A 15,418-nucleotide genomic window follows, 5' to 3' on the forward strand; every position below is an offset into this window, starting at 1 on the left:
AGGCTTACTTCTTCAGCTGCTCCTTGAGAGCAGCGAGCTTTGCAAAAGGTGAATCCGGATCGAGCGGCTTCTCCTTGCGCGGCGGCTTGGCTTCGAAGCGCTGCTGACCCTGCGGCTTTCCGCCACGGTCATTGCGTTCCGGCCGGTCCTTGCGCTCCCCGCGATCATGACGATCATTGTTGCGGTTGTTGCCACGGTCGGGACGTCCGCCATCACGCTTGCGCTCGCCGTCGCCACTGCGATTGGCAGCTTCGCGGTTTGCACCGTCACGATTGTCGCGACGACCTTCACTGCGACGCTCGCCCTGCTCGCGGGCTCCCTCACCACGGCCTTGACCGCGATTACCGGGACGACGGTTTTCGCCACGCTGATTTTCGTTGCGACCACCCGGACGCCACAGAAGGACGGGCTTGGGCTCGGTGGCCTCGGTGCTTTCCGGCGCAGCCTCGGCTGCAGCAGCCTCTTCGCTGGCAGCTTCCGCAACCGGCACCTCGGCAGCTTCGCCTTCCGCAACAGTCGCCGTTTCGGACACCTGCTCTTCGGAAGCCGGCTCGTGCTCCTCGGTCTCGATGTTTTCCTCTTCAGGCGTCGTCGCTTCTGCAGCAACCGGGGCAGAGACACCGGCGTGACTGGTGAGGAAGGCCTGCGCCTCTTCCGCCGTCACCTGGTCAGCGCGGTAACCGAGACCCTTCAGAATTTCTTCCATGTCGTCGAGCGTCGCGCCGAGAATGGAAAGCATGGCCGTCGTGGTCGTGAAACGGCGACCGTCATAGGCGCCTTCCGGACGCGGCTGCTGGCCGGGCTTCCACTGCAGCAGCGGACGGATGAGATCAGCCAGACGCTCGAGAATGTCGATACGCACGGCGCGCTTTCCGAGGAAACGGAAACCGGCGAGCTTATAGAACATGCGCTCGAAGCTGGCATCGGTGACGACCGATGTACGGCCGGCGGCAAGCACCGGAATGAGATCGCCATAACCCGGCTTGCCGAGGCCATCATTCTTCAAAGCCCAGAGCAGCGTGACGAGCTCCGCCGGAGCGGGCTTGAGCAGCGCGGGCAGGAAAACATGGTAGGCGCCGAAACGCACGCCGTAACGGCGCATGGAGGCGCGCGCGTCCTGATCCAGCGACTTCACGTCTTCGGCAACGTCGCGGCGGAACAGCACGCCAAGATTTTCGACCAGCTGGAACGCCAGCCCCTTCGCCAGACCCTGAAGGTCTTCGGCGCGGGAAATATCGTCCAGCGGCTTCAGCACGGTCGCAATCTGATGATTGACGAAACGTTCGACGCGCGCCAGCGCGTGATCACGGGCATTGCCGCTCAACTGCTCGTCGGCAAGCAGGATCACCCGCGGCTTCATGATGTTGTCGCCGGCCGAAAGGCGGGCTACCGGCTCGCCCAACCAGCGAACCAGACCATCGGAGCTCAAAGCGAGATCGCCATTTCCACTGGCATGCAGACGCGCAGCACGCGCCTCGTATTCGAGCGCGAGCGCCTTCTGCGCCGCAGCCTGCACGGCCTTCTGATCCGGCCCTTCCATTCCCGGCACCGGCGTGAACCGGAACCCGGCCAACTGGCCGACGTGATGTCCTTCTACAAAGACATCACCATTTACACTGATTTCAGCTTCAAGCATCGCATTCTCTCTCAGGCGCCTCATGAGCACAGATGTCCTGCGATCAACAAAGCGTTTCGTCAACCTTTCATGTAGCGCATCGGACAATCGATCCTCGATTTCCCGAGTCTTTTCTTGCCAGTGTGTCGGATCGGCAAGCCATCCTGGGCGGTTCGATACATAAGTCCATGTTCTGATCTGCGCAATCCTTGCAGACAAGGTATCGATCTCTCCATCCGTCCGGTCGGCGCGGCGCACCTGCTCGGCCATGAAATCCTCGTTCACCGCCCCCCGTTTGACGAGGTCGAAATAGAGCGTGGAGATCAGGTCGGCATGCTGTGCGGGGGCGATGCGGCGATAATCGGGCAGCGCGCAGGCCTCCCAGAGCTTTTCCACCCGCGAATCGGTGGTCGTCACATCAATGATCTCAGGATAACGCGACAGATATTCCAGCGCCTGCTGGTCAATTGCCGGCAGCGCGCGCGAAAGTCCCTGGATCGCCGGTGCGGCGTCGAGGCTCAGGCGCAGATTGGCGATGGAGGAAAAATCGAAATTTTTCGTCCGCCATTGCAGCACCTTCACCGCGTCGAACTGATGGGTTTCGATCCGCTCCACCAATTCGTCATCGAACGGATCGACACGCCCCGTCACACCGAATGTGCCGTCGCGAAGGTGGCGACCGGCGCGGCCGGCAATCTGGCCGATCTCGCCGGGATTGAGATTGCGGAACTGATAACCGTCGAATTTGCGGTCCTGTGCGAAGGCGACATGATCGACATCGAGGTTGAGACCCATGCCGATGGCGTCCGTCGCGACGAGATATTCGACATCGCCGGACTGGTAGAGACCCACCTGCGCATTGCGCGTGCGTGGCGAAAGCGCACCCAGCACCACGGCTGCGCCACCGCGCTGGCGGCGCACCAGTTCGGCAATGGCATAGACCTCATCGGCGGAAAAAGCGACGATCGCCGTGCGCTGCGGCAGACGGGTTATCTTCTTCTGACCCGCATAAAAAAGCTGCGACAGGCGCGGACGTTCCACCACGGTAATTCCCGGCAGCAGCTTTTCGAGGATCGGGCGCATCGTGCCCGCGCCGAGCAGCAGCGTTTCCTCCCGCCCGCGCAGATGCAGCACCCGGTCGGTGAAGATATGCCCGCGCTCGAGATCGCCCGCCAGTTGCACTTCGTCGATCGCGACGAACGCAGCCGTTGTCTCGCGCGGCATGGCTTCCACCGTGCAGACGGAATATTTGGCTTTTGGGGGTGAGATTTTTTCTTCGCCGGTAATCAGCGCCACATTCGGCGCACCCACCTTTTCGACAAGACGGGTATAGACCTCGCGCGCCAGAAGACGCAGCGGCAGGCCGATGACACCGCTGCCATGCGCGACCATCCGCTCGATCGCGTAATGGGTCTTGCCGGTATTGGTGGGGCCGAGAACGGCCGTGACACCGCGGCCGCTCAGGATCATGGGGCGAAAATTCAACGTACTATCCGCGAATCGACTTCATCTGCTTGCCGTGCCGCTCACCATTGCTGATGCGGGCCGCACGCACCACACATGGCAACGCCCGCTGACAAAGGCAATAGGCCTTGCCCGCAAAGTGGCGCAAGGCGACCGATCCACGGAATTTTCCGTGCAGATTCAGCAAGTTGAAGAAACAAAAAGAATCCGGCGAAAATGGAATCGATTCGGCTACGGAACAGTCTGCGAACGAATCGAATACGAATCGCTGACTCCGCGGGATTCAGCTTTTGTTCTCCGCAATATCTGGTTGGCGAGCGCGCAGCCCATACCAGATTATGAATCCGGATAAGTCCTTGCCCGGATTCATCTTTACGGCAGGGCGTCGGCGCAGAAAATACCGGGATAGGCTGTCAAGCGGCAATCCCGGAAAAGCCGATCCGAAACATATGCGAAGGGCTGGATCAAAGCGCCTCGCCGGCAAGCAGACGCGGCGCATTCGCATCCGTCGTGCCGGCGGCCTGACCGATGAAATAGGATTTCAGACCCGGCAAACGATCCACAACGCCGAGACCGAAATCACGCATGACACGGATAGGACCAATATCATTGGAGAAAAGCCGGTTCAGCACATCGGTCGTCACGCCCATCCGCAACGTATCGAAACGCCGCCAGGACTGGTAACGCTCCAGAACATTGAGAGAGCCAATATCGAGGCCCAGACGGTCTGCCTCGACCACCGTTTCCGCGAGCGCCGCCACATCCTTGAAGCCAAGATTGAGGCCCTGCCCGGAAATCGGGTGAATGCCATGCGCCGCGTCACCCGCAAGCGCAAACCGTGGCGCGACGAAGGAGCGCGCCAGCGTCAGACCCAGCGGGAAAGCGCGGCGGGGACCGACGGGACGCAGAGGACCAAGCTTGTGACCGAACCGGCGCTCCAGCTCCTCTTCAAACACCAGATCATCGGAGGCCACCAGCCTGTCGGCATCGGCCGTGCGTTCGGTCCAGACGAGCGAAGACCGGTTTCCCTTCAAGGGCAGAATGGCGAAGGGGCCCGATGGCAGGAAATGCTCCTCGGCACAACCCTCATGCGGCCGCTCATGCTCAACGGTCGTCACGATACCGGACTGATCATAAGCCCAGTGCACGGTCTTGATGCCAGCCATGTCCCTGAGTGCCGAGCGAACCCCGTCACAGGCAATCAGCAATCGCGATTCGAGCATTGACCCGTCGGAAAGGCTGATGGCCGTCGACTGCGGCCCCGCGGCAAAATCGGAAACACTGAGCCCGTGGCGGATTTCTATGCCAAGGCGTTCGCATAGGCCGCGCAACGCCCCCACCAGAGCGACGTTCGGAACCATATGGGCAAACGGCCTGCCCTCTTCTACGGCACCGTCGAACGTCAGGAACACGGGACGCACCGGATCGGCGGTCTTCGAATCGGTGACGATCATCTTGTGGATCGGCTGGGCTTCCGGCTCAATCTCGCTCCAGATGCCGAAAACATCGAGCATCCGGGTGGCCGCCGCGATGATGGCGGACGCACGGACGTCCTTTACCCAGACATCCTCGGGAGCGGCCTCGACCACCTGCACGTTCAGATGCCGGGCCGCCTGCTTGATTGCAACAGCAACGGAAAGACCGACATATCCGCCGCCTGCCACCACTACGTCCAGCATCACGCTTCTCCTCAAATCTTGTGCACGCATCATCGGCGCACTATAGACCATGTGACGTCTTCCTACAGCCGGAGCAGGCCGAAAAAATGTCGCATCCCTCGCAAACGTCAGACCCGATGGCCAATCTCATCGCCACGCTCGATCTCGAGAAGCTGGAGGAGAACCTGTTCCGGGGCGAAAGCCCGCAAATCGGCTGGCAGCGGGTTTTCGGCGGTCAGGTCATCGCGCAGGCCCTGATTGCCGCCCAAAGAACGGTGGATGACGACCGTCTCGTGCACTCGCTGCATGCCTATTTCATGCGCCCGGGCGATCCGCTGGTGCCCATCGTATACCAGGTAGAGCGCATCCGCGACGGCGCGAGTTTCTGCACCCGCCGTGTCGTCGCCATTCAGCATGGCAAAGCGATTTTTTCCATGTCTGCTTCGTTTCAGATTTTCGAGGATGGTTTCGACCATCAGATCAAGATGCCTGATGTGACGCCGCCCGAAAAGCTGATGAGCGAAGAGCAGATGCAGGCGGCCTTCCTCGCCAAGGCGCCCGCTTCAATTCGCAAATACTGGAGCAACAAGCGGCCGATCGAGATAAGGCCGGTTTCGCTGACCCACTATATCTCGAAAGAAAAGCTGGAACCGCAGCAGGATATCTGGGTCCGCGCCGTCGGCGACGTGCCGGATGATCCGCGTCTGCAGTCGGCCATTCTCGCTTATCTCTCAGATATGACCCTGCTCGACACCTCGCTCTACGCCCATGGAACAACGATCTTCGATCCCTCCATTCAGGTGGCGAGCCTCGATCACGCCATGTGGTTCCACCGCCCCTGCCGTCTGGACGACTGGCTGCTTTACACACAGGATAGCCCCAGCGCTTCCGGCGCTCGTGGTTTGACCCGTGGCAATATTTTCACCAGACAGGGTGAACTGGTCGCTTCCGTGGCGCAGGAGGGTTTGATCCGCAAAAGGGCAAATGATTAAATAATGTGCTTTTTCTGAAAATCGCACATTTAATAGACGCAAATTTTGGCGACAAATGCCCCTTTTTCAGACGCCTTTCATATAAGTTTTATATTTCAATACGTTAGATACACACTCAAAACTGGCACGCCCTTTGAATGTATGTCCTCAGTCGCTGTTACTGATCTGCCAGCGGCAGGAGAGTCGGCTCCGTGCCGAGGACAAAACAAAGGATGGGAAACCAGATGAAAATTGTGATGGCCATTATCAAGCCGTTCAAGCTGGATGAAGTGCGCGAAGCGCTCACCGGCGTCGGCATCCAGGGCCTGACCGTGACCGAGGTAAAGGGTTACGGACGCCAGAAGGGGCATACCGAGATTTATCGCGGCACGGAATATGCGGTGAGCTTCCTTCCCAAGCTGAAGATCGAGATCGCAGTTCCATCCGACGTCGTCGACAAGGCCGTCGAGGCGATCGCGTCTGCGGCAAAGACCGGGCAGATCGGTGACGGCAAGATCTTCGTCTACTCTATCGAACAGGCCGTGCGCATCCGTACCGGCGAAACCAACACAGAAGCGCTTTGAAGCACGGCTGACAGGGGAGTTTTCTAACTATGCAACTCAACAAATTTTCCACGCTCGGCAAGCTGGGCGCCGCAGCGGCGGCCCTGATGGCGCCGGCCATCGCCTTTGCCCAGGATGCCGCGCCGGCAGCAGCCGCAGCGCCCGTTCCTGAAAAAGCCGACACCGCATTCATGTATGTCGCGACGATCCTCGTGCTGTTCATGATCCTTCCGGGTCTCGCGCTGTTTTACGGCGGCCTCGTCCGCACGAAGAACATGCTCTCCGTTCTCATGCAGTGCACCGTCATCACCGCGGTCATGATGCTCATCTGGGTCATCTACGGCTATTCTTTTGCCTTTGGCGGCGGCACCGGCCCCTATTTCGGCGGTTTCGGCAAACTGTTCCTGTCGGGCGTTTCGCTTGACAGCACCTCGGCAACCTTCTCCCAGGGCGTCGTGATATACGAATACACCTTCATCGCCTTCCAGATGACCTTTGCGGCCATCACGCCTGCGCTGATCATCGGTGCCTTCGCAGAACGCGTGAAGTTCTCCGCCGTCATTCTCTTCACCATCCTGTGGGCCACCTTCGTTTACTTCCCGATCGCTCACATGGTCTGGGATGCGAACGGCCTGATCTTCGGCATGGGCGCTCTCGACTTCGCCGGCGGCACGGTCGTTCACATCAATGCCGGTGTAGCGGGCCTGATCGGCGCGATCATGGTCGGCAAGCGTACCGGCTTCGGCAAGGACATGATGGCTCCGCACTCCATGACGCTGACGCTCGTCGGCGCAGCCATGCTGTGGTTCGGCTGGTTCGGCTTCAACGCCGGCTCCAACCTCGAGGCATCGGGTGGCGCGGTTCTCGCAACCATGAACACCTTCCTCGCCACCGCAGCCGCCATCGTTTCCTGGTCGCTGGTTGAAAGCTTCACCCGTGGCAAGGCCTCCATGCTGGGCGCCGCTTCGGGCATGATCGCGGGCCTCGTCGCCGTAACACCTGCCGCCGGTTCTGTCGGACCGATGGGCGCGATCGTTCTCGGCCTCATCGTCTCGCCGATCTGCTATTTCTTCGTCTCCGTGGTGAAGAACAAGTTCGGTTATGACGACACTGCCGACGTCTTCGGCGTCCACGGCATTGGCGGCATCATCGGCGCGCTCGGCACCGGCATCTTCACCTCGCCGCTGCTCGGCGGCACCGGCAAGGCCGATTTCTCCATCGCCTCGCAGGTCTGGACGCAGTTCGTCGCCGTCGCCATCACCATCGTCTGGTGCGCCATCGTCTCGGCGATCCTCTACAAGATCGTCGACGTGATCGTTGGTCTCAGGGTTCCGGTCGAAGCCGAACGCGAAGGTCTCGACCTCGCGACCCACGGCGAAGCCGCCTACCACTCCTGATATCACGGAAGAGGGGTTCTCCATCCCCTCTCCCAAAAGAAGGCCCGCTTCGGCGGGCCTTTTTCTTTGACGCAAACCCGTAAACGCTCAAAAAACCGCATGGTTAATACGACATTAACCAGCAAGCGGTTAGTTTTCCCTGTCAATCTGGGATTTGGTCACCAGCCGAATCTTGCCGAAACCAAGAAAAGCGACGGGTTCAGGGACATGGGCAGAATGCATTCTCCGACATTCGATGGTCGTCACACACGCTTCGTGCTGACGGCGTTTTTCGTGCGTCAGATCATGGCTCTGGCCGGTTTCGCTCTGCTGGCCACGATCGCGCTGGGCATTGCCGCACTCGCCACATGGAATGTGGCGGATCCGAGCCTCTCCTATGCGACAGGAAACCAGCCTACCAATCTTCTGGGTTACGGTGGTGCGATTTTCGCCGATATCGTGATGCAGTTCCTCGGGCTTTCCGCAATCATCTCGCTTCTCCCGGTCATCGCCTGGGCGATCGCGCTGATCGCCGGTCGTAAATTCCACCGCATACCCGTCCGCCTCGTGGCCTGGATCGCTGGCGCCATTGTCTGCGCCGCCTCGCTCGGCTGTTTTCCTGCCCCCGTCACCTGGCCGCTTCCGAACGGCATCGGCGGTGTCATCGGTGACATGATCCTGCGTTTTCCCGCCCTTTTTATCGGCGCTTACCCCACCGGCACGATCGCCACGGTACTGGGTGTCATATTCGCGGCACCGGCTGCCTGGCTGATGCTGTTTGCCGCCGGTATTGTGGGCGGCCTGGACGATGAACTGGAGCGGGAAGAAGCCGCTCCGGTCACCACCAGCAAGGCCCGCGCAGCCCGTGAAGTCGAAGAGGATGACGAAGACGACGGCGAAGGCTTCTTCGCCAATATGCTCGCCTTCGGCGCGCTTACGCATTATTGGTACATCACCCAGGCGCGCTTGCGCCGCCTGTTCGGCCTGAAGTCGAAGTCCCTGCACGATGAGTTCGAACATCCCTATGACTTCAACGAATATGAATTCGGCACGCTGAACGAACCTTCTCGCCTCAAGACCGCAATCAACCGCCTCGACCAGCGCGCAGAGCCGTCTTTCGAAGAACGCGCCGCATCGCGTCGCCAGATGTCACCTCCATCCATCGCGCTCGGTCATGACGAGGACATGGATAACGAACCGCCCTTCGACGCGGACGAACGCCGGCTGCCGGACGGCATTCTCTCCGACGACGAGGCCGACCAGAAATTCACCGCCAGACAGGTGCCGGGACGCGGACAGCCCAGAATAACAGCACCTTCCGCACGACCGAAGCCCAGCGAGCGCGTGGCAAGGGAGGCGCAGGCCTCCTTCATCGCCGCAGACGGTTTCCAGCTGCCAACCGTCCATCTTCTGGCAGAACCGAAGAATGTCGTTCGCGACAATATGCTGAGCGAGGAAGTGCTGGAACAGAACGCCCGCCTTCTGGAAGGCGTTCTCGAGGATTTCGGGGTCAAGGGCGAAATCATCCATGTCCGCCCCGGCCCGGTCGTCACGCTTTACGAACTGGAACCGGCGCCCGGCATCAAATCCTCGCGCGTCATCGGTCTTGCTGATGACATCGCCCGCTCCATGAGCGCGATTGCCGCCCGTGTCGCCGTCGTTCCCGGTCGCAACGCCATCGGCATAGAACTGCCGAACCAGACGCGCGAAACCGTGTTCCTGCGCGAACTGATCGGCAGCCGCGATTTCGAAAACAGCAAGGCGAAGCTCGCCATGGCGCTCGGCAAGACCATCGGCGGCGAACCCGTCATCGCCGATCTTGCCAAGATGCCGCATCTGCTGGTCGCCGGCACCACCGGCTCGGGCAAGTCGGTTGCCATCAACACCATGATCCTGTCACTGCTCTACCGCATGTCGCCGGAACAGTGCCGCCTGATCATGATCGACCCGAAAATGCTCGAACTGTCGATCTATGACGGCATTCCGCATCTGCTTTCCCCGGTCGTTACCGATCCCAAAAAGGCCGTGGTGGCTTTGAAGTGGACGGTGCGTGAGATGGAAGAGCGCTACAAGAAAATGTCGAAGATCGGCGTGCGCAATATTGACGGCTTCAACAGCCGCGTGCAGCAGGCGCTCGACAAGGGTGAAATCCTTACCCGCACGGTCCAGACCGGTTTCGACCGCCAGACTGGTGAGGCGATCTACGAAACGGAAGAATTCGACCTGAAGCCACTGCCTTATATCGTCGTCATCATCGACGAGATGGCAGACCTGATGATGGTTGCCGGCAAGGACATCGAAGGCGCGGTGCAGCGCCTGGCGCAGATGGCGCGTGCCGCCGGCATCCATGTCATCATGGCCACCCAGCGTCCGTCCGTCGATGTCATCACCGGCACGATCAAGGCAAACTTCCCAACCCGCATCTCCTTCCAGGTGACGTCGAAGATCGACAGCCGCACCATCCTTGGCGAACAGGGCGCCGAACAGCTGCTCGGCATGGGTGACATGCTCTATATGGCGGGCGGCGGGCGCATCCAGCGCGTACACGGCCCCTTCGTTTCCGACAATGAAGTCGAAGAAATCGTCGCCTATCTGAAGACACAAGGGTCGCCGGAATATCTGGAAGCGATTACCGAGGAAGACGACGAGGAAGGCAATGGCGGCGGCCCGGCCGGCGCAGGCAACTTCTCCGATTCCGAAGACCCCTACGATCAGGCCGTGGCCGTCGTGCTTCGCGATGGCAAAGCCTCCACCTCCTATGTGCAACGGCGTCTCGGCATCGGTTACAACCGCGCCGCCTCGCTGATCGAACGCATGGAGCAGGAAGGCATCATCGGTCCCGCCAATCACGCCGGAAAACGCGAAATCCTCGTGCCAACGGAAGCAGACATCATCGAGCGGTAACGTCCGCAACCAAGCGGGGCGGAGAAGCGTTATTCCACGCTTTCAACGTCATGAAGCCGCCGCCTTTTATGCGGACAATCGCTGCGATGAAGGAGAATAGAATGAACGACCTCACCACCGGCGAAACGGCCACCGCAAACGCAACGCAAAACGGCGTGACGCGACGTGGCGTGCTGACGGCATTTTCCATGGCCGCGGTGATCGCCGGCCTATCGCCGCTTGACGCCTTTGCCCAGGCGGCCGGCAATAGCGCGACCGCACAGAAAATCGCCAATCACTTCTCGTCGGTCAAAACCATGATGGGGGAATTCGTCCAGTTCGGCCCGCGTGGTGAGCAGACCGGCGGCAAGTTTTACATCGAACGGCCCGGCAAGCTTCGTTTCAATTACGAGGACCCTTCGCCCATGCGCGTCATTGCCGACGGCAGGAACGTCGTCATTGGCAATATGAAGCTGAAGACATGGGATCTTTATCCGCTCTCCAAAACGCCGCTCAGCCTGCTTCTGTCCGACAAGATCGATCTCGGCAACCAGAAGGTCCGGAACGTGAAGGAAGAATCGGACCTGACCACAATCGTGCTGGGCGACAAGAGCGTCTTCGGCGATTCCACCATTACCCTGATGTTCGATCCGAAGACCTTCGACCTGAGGCAATGGACGACGACCGACGCCCAGAACAAGGACACGACCGTCATGATCTTCAACGTCCAGACCGGCGTAAACCTTGATGAACGCGTCTTCAGCATCAATTATGAGGAAGTCCGTAAAGGCGGCTGAGGCATCAAGCCCACGGAAACTTTTCGAAAGGCGGCCCTGCGGTCGCCTTTTTCATTTTAGCGCTAAAATAAATTCCCGTTTTCATCGCGATGTTATAAGCCTGCGCCCCGGAAACATGTCACGGGCCATGCGGTTCGCGGCAATAAAAGCGGAGCACATGCATGTCGTTTTCGATAACCACCTGGAACATCAACTCGGTCAGGCTCAGAATGCCGATCGTTGAGCAGTTTCTGGTGCGTTACAAGCCCGACATTCTCTGCCTGCAGGAAACGAAATGCCCGAATGGCGAGTTTCCGATGAAGCCGCTGAAGGCGCTGGGTTATGAGCACGTCATCATCCATGGCCAGAAGGGCTATCACGGCGTCGCCATCGCCTCGAAGATTCCGCTGACCGAAGATCATCGACAGGACTATTGCGGAATCGGTGACGCGCGGCACATTTCCGCGATTTTCCAGGTTGGATCGCGCCGTGTGCGGCTGCATAATTTTTATGTGCCGGCGGGCGGTGACGAGCCGGATCGCTCAATCAATCCGAAATTCGGCCACAAGCTCGATTTCATCGAGGAAATGAAGGCGCTGCGTGCCGATGGCGTGCCCGGCACCTCGTCCATTCTCGTCGGCGATCTCAACATCGCACCGCTCGAAAATGACGTCTGGTCCCACAAGCAGCTTCTGAAGATCGTCAGCCACACGCCTGTCGAAACCGAGGGGATGCTTGACATCATGAAGCAGGGCAACTGGCTTGATCTGATGCGTCTGAACGTGCCTGAGACTGAAAAGATCTACACCTGGTGGAGCTACCGCGCCAAGGATTGGGAGGCGGCTGATCGCGGCCGCCGTCTTGACCATATCTGGTCTTCGCAGGATCTCGGCCCCTCGCTTGAAAAAATCGACATATTGCGCGAGGCCCGTGGCTGGAACCGGCCATCGGACCACGTTCCGGTCACCGCCCAGTTCCGGTTTTGAGCCGGCGCGTTTGACTTGGCGTCAGACGAAGCGGTTCTGCAACCGGGCCGCACCGGCCGCCAAAGACGCGATATTGTCGCGAATACGCGCCGATACGATATCGGCCACTTCCGGAAACTCCTCCACCAGCCGGTGAAAGAGGATGCGCGTTATCCGAATGACTTCGGAATCCTCAGCCGCGACCGCAGTGAACTTTCTTTCGCAAAGCGTGAAAAGCGCCAGCTCCGAAAGCAGCGCCCCTTTGCCGGGCGTCGCCTGCAGCACGGGCTTGCCATCCCGCCCGGCCGTGAAAAGCTCGAAATGGCCCGATGTCACCGCAAAGGCGCATTCGGCCGGTGAGCGCTCCCGGAACAATGTCTGCCCGGCAGATACACGGCGGCGTTCCGCACCGAAGGCGATGAGCCGCAGCTGGTCATCGCTGAACCCTGCAAACAACGGCACTTGCCCCAGCAGCATGATATCGTCCGTCAAGGCCATGTCGATCGTTACTCCGGAAAACGCCTGCATCACTATAGCGGTTTTCCAATATCGGTCCTCAAAATACAAGGTGTTAGAACGCCGCGCGCCTTTTCGGACGCGCGGCGTGAGCTTCAACGACGACATATGAAAGGCGCAACAAGGTCCCTGCTCAGGGAACGATCTTGTATCCGCCGTTCTCGGTGACCAGAATTTCAGCGTTGGACGGGTCGCGTTCAATCTTCTGGCGCAGACGATAGACATGCGTTTCGAGCGTGTGTGTCGTCACCCCGGAATTGTAACCCCAGACCTCTTCGAGCAGGACGTCGCGTGTCACGACGGTGCTGCCGGCGCGGTAGAGATAACGGATGATCGCCGCTTCCTTTTCCGTCAGCCGGATTTTCTTGCCGTCCTCCGTCGTCAACAGCTTCTGGCTGGGTTTGAACTGATAGGGGCCGACAGTGAAAACCGCATCCTCACTCTGCTCGTATTGGCGCAGCTGCGCCCGGATACGCGCCAGAAGCACGGCGAAACGGAAAGGTTTCGTCACATAGTCATTGGCCCCAGCTTCCAACCCAAGGATAGTATCGGAATCGGTGTCGTGCCCAGTCAGCATGATGATCGGCGCCTTGAAGCCGCCCTTGCGCAACAGCTTCACCGCCTCGCGGCCGTCCATGTCCGGAAGGCCGACATCCATGATCAAAAGATCGACCTGGGCGGTCTTGGCGGTCTGCATCGCCTGTGCGGCGTTTGCGCCGCTCAAAAGCGAGAATTCCTCATAGGGAGACAATTGCTCGGTCAGCGTCTCCCGAAGATCGTCGTCATCGTCCACCAGAAGGATAGTGCGAGCCGTCATTCGGATTCTCAGCCTTTCTTACTTTAGCGCACCAGCCCAAAAATCAGGTTCGATTTTCGAGAAGCACGATGCGTAGTTTAAAAGAGTTAGAGCGTCCCTTGGGCGTCCGAAAAGACGCCTGGCGCTCCAATTATCAGCCAATTCAGCGGTTTGCCGATAAAAGGTCAACCCATTGCCTTGATATAACGAAGTGCTATGACTTCACGTTAAATAACCTGCAAAGCAAAATCTCGTGAAAAACATGAGCATACAGCCCGCAAGACAACGTAAACGCGCATCGACGCTCATGGTTCGGCCAGCCCCTTCGAAAATCAGCCGCGCCATCGTCCAGCTCGGACACCTCACTTTTCCAGCCGCGATCGGTCGTAATGGCCGCACCGCACTGAAACGCGAGGGAGATGGAAAATCCCCCATTTCCACCACGCGCCTCCTGCACGGGTTCTATCGCGGCGACCGCCTTCCCGGCATCGCCACGGCGTTGCCGATGCAGCGAACACGGAAGTCCATGTTATGGTGCGACGAGCCACGCAACGCCAATTATAACAGGCTGGTCAAGGCGCCCTTCGCCCTGAGCCATGAAGAAATGATGCGCAAGGACGGCCTCTACGACGTCTGCCTGGTGCTTGACTGGAACATCACCGCGAGAAGCCGCAACCGGGGCTCGGCGATCTTCATGCATCTGATCCGGCCGGGATATGAGCCGACCGCCGGCTGCGTCGCCCTGCACCCCCGAGACATGCGCCGCATTCTACCGTATCTGCGCAAGGACACAAAGATCCGCATCCTGTGACGTTGAGCCTGCAAGCAGCCAACAAAAAACCCGCCATTAAGGCGGGTTTTTTTAGAAGGAAAAAGCCTGATATTAAGCGGCTTCGTCCTGAGAATCGTCCTCTTCAACGGTCTTGCCACGCTTGGGGCCCTTGGCAAGGTTGACTTCCACCAGGCGAACAGCCTCGGTTTCCGACATCTTGTTGACGGCGGCGATTTCGCGCGCCATGCGATCGAGCGCAGCCTCATAAAGCTGACGCTCGGAATAGGACTGCTCCGGCTGGTTTTCCGCACGGTAGAGATCGCGCACAACTTCCGCAATCGCGATGAGATCGCCGGAATTGATCTTCGCATCATATTCCTGCGCGCGGCGCGACCACATGGTACGCTTCACACGCGCCTTGCCCTGCACCACTTTCAGCGCCCGCTCGACAAAATCGCCTTCGGAAAGCTTGCGCATGCCGATGCTGACGGCTTTTGCGACGGGAACTTTAAGACGCATCTTGTCTTTTTCGAAATCGATGACAAAAAGCTCAAGCTTCATGCCGGCAACTTCTTGTTCCTCGATTGCAGAAATGGTACCGACACCATGAGCGGGATACACAATCGCTTCACCGGTCTTGAAACCGTGATGTGCTGGAGATTTCTTCTGCTGGGTCGTCATTCGTTCTAAAAACTCCCTGTTACATACCCGGGGATGCCGGGGTTGGGTCGGTCAGGCCCTGATGAGACGGGGGAACCGTCAGGTGACTCCGCACTGGTCCAGCCGTGCACGCAAAAACACACCTTCCCGTCTTGCGGGGTTCGATAACGTAAACGCTCGATATGTCACGGAAACCGCGTGCAAAAGAGGTGTTGCTTTCGTGGTGTTTTTGGGCACACAAATGCCACGCTGTGGATCAGTGTCGTTGGTGTACCACAAAAATAGGCGCAAATCAATAATTTGCTTCGACCGTGGCCGCAACATCACATGGCGGCCAAAGAACCGCCTAAAAATTAGCCGCAGAAATACTGTCAAAATGCTTCGTGACAGGCCTCATGGCAAA

The 15,418-nt window shown here is 59.2% G+C and carries 13 protein-coding genes; 8 read left to right on the forward strand and 5 right to left on the reverse strand.

Annotation, left to right across the window (positions count from 1 at the left end):
- Positions 1-4: 4 nt before the first annotated feature.
- The gene (locus DA915_RS25125) at positions 5-3,085 is read right to left on the reverse strand and encodes a helicase-related protein (RefSeq protein WP_107677646.1); all 3,081 of its coding nucleotides are present in this window, start codon (positions 3,083-3,085) and stop codon (positions 5-7) included.
- Between DA915_RS25125 and DA915_RS25130 the strand changes: the two genes are divergently transcribed.
- Positions 3,060-3,431, forward strand: a complete 372-nt coding sequence (locus tag DA915_RS25130; protein WP_244600786.1) for a hypothetical protein — start codon at positions 3,060-3,062, stop codon at positions 3,429-3,431. The genes DA915_RS25125 and DA915_RS25130 overlap by 26 nt on opposite strands.
- A gap of 112 nt (positions 3,432-3,543) precedes the next feature.
- On the opposite strand, the gene DA915_RS25135 is transcribed toward DA915_RS25130, so the two are convergent.
- Positions 3,544-4,869, reverse strand: a complete 1,326-nt coding sequence (locus tag DA915_RS25135; protein WP_371412724.1) for a ubiquinone biosynthesis hydroxylase — start codon at positions 4,867-4,869, stop codon at positions 3,544-3,546.
- Between DA915_RS25135 and tesB the strand changes: the two genes are divergently transcribed.
- The 6 genes from tesB to DA915_RS25165 all read left to right on the forward strand — a co-directional run bounded on the left by tesB (position 4,845) and on the right by DA915_RS25165 (position 12,292).
- The gene (gene tesB, locus DA915_RS25140; RefSeq protein ID WP_107677648.1) at positions 4,845-5,729 is read left to right on the forward strand and encodes an acyl-CoA thioesterase II; all 885 of its coding nucleotides are present in this window, start codon (positions 4,845-4,847) and stop codon (positions 5,727-5,729) included. The two genes, DA915_RS25135 and tesB, sit on opposite strands and share 25 nt — an antisense overlap.
- A gap of 212 nt (positions 5,730-5,941) precedes the next feature.
- Positions 5,942-6,292 (forward strand): P-II family nitrogen regulator, encoded by a 351-nt coding sequence (locus tag DA915_RS25145; protein ID WP_004444057.1) that lies wholly within the window; start codon positions 5,942-5,944, stop codon positions 6,290-6,292.
- A 29-nt stretch (positions 6,293-6,321) separates the two neighbouring features.
- Positions 6,322-7,668: an ammonium transporter gene (locus tag DA915_RS25150; RefSeq protein ID WP_020810586.1), complete on the forward strand. Its 1,347-nt coding sequence runs from the start codon at positions 6,322-6,324 to the stop codon at positions 7,666-7,668.
- Between the two features lie 216 nt (positions 7,669-7,884).
- Positions 7,885-10,551 carry a DNA translocase FtsK gene (locus DA915_RS25155; RefSeq protein WP_192886657.1) on the forward strand — a complete coding sequence of 889 codons (2,667 nt, stop codon included), beginning with the start codon at positions 7,885-7,887 and terminating at the stop codon, positions 10,549-10,551.
- Positions 10,552-10,601: 50 nt separating this feature from the next.
- Positions 10,602-11,327, forward strand: coding sequence for an outer membrane lipoprotein carrier protein LolA (locus tag DA915_RS25160; protein ID WP_161974148.1), 726 nt, complete (start codon positions 10,602-10,604; stop codon positions 11,325-11,327).
- 161 nt (positions 11,328-11,488) lie between these two features.
- A complete protein-coding gene (locus DA915_RS25165; RefSeq protein ID WP_003505210.1) occupies positions 11,489-12,292 on the forward strand; it encodes an exodeoxyribonuclease III in 804 nt (267 codons plus the stop codon).
- 21 nt (positions 12,293-12,313) lie between these two features.
- On the opposite strand, the gene DA915_RS25170 is transcribed toward DA915_RS25165, so the two are convergent.
- Both DA915_RS25170 and DA915_RS25175 read right to left on the reverse strand, forming a co-directional pair.
- Positions 12,314-12,769, reverse strand: a complete 456-nt coding sequence (locus DA915_RS25170; RefSeq protein ID WP_107677660.1) for a cyclic nucleotide-binding domain-containing protein — start codon at positions 12,767-12,769, stop codon at positions 12,314-12,316.
- A 151-nt stretch (positions 12,770-12,920) separates the two neighbouring features.
- Positions 12,921-13,604: a response regulator transcription factor gene (locus DA915_RS25175; protein ID WP_003505216.1), complete on the reverse strand. Its 684-nt coding sequence runs from the start codon at positions 13,602-13,604 to the stop codon at positions 12,921-12,923.
- Between the two features lie 286 nt (positions 13,605-13,890).
- Here DA915_RS25175 and DA915_RS25180 point away from each other — a divergent pair, with 286 nt between their 5' ends.
- A complete protein-coding gene (locus DA915_RS25180; RefSeq protein WP_031233964.1) occupies positions 13,891-14,394 on the forward strand; it encodes a L,D-transpeptidase in 504 nt (167 codons plus the stop codon).
- A gap of 72 nt (positions 14,395-14,466) precedes the next feature.
- On the opposite strand, the gene DA915_RS25185 is transcribed toward DA915_RS25180, so the two are convergent.
- A complete protein-coding gene (locus DA915_RS25185; RefSeq protein ID WP_003505223.1) occupies positions 14,467-15,036 on the reverse strand; it encodes a CarD family transcriptional regulator in 570 nt (189 codons plus the stop codon).
- Between the last annotated feature and the right edge of the window lie 382 nt (positions 15,037-15,418).

The organism is Agrobacterium sp. LAD9, from assembly GCF_003031125.1.
Classification (GTDB): domain Bacteria; phylum Pseudomonadota; class Alphaproteobacteria; order Rhizobiales; family Rhizobiaceae; genus Agrobacterium; species Agrobacterium radiobacter.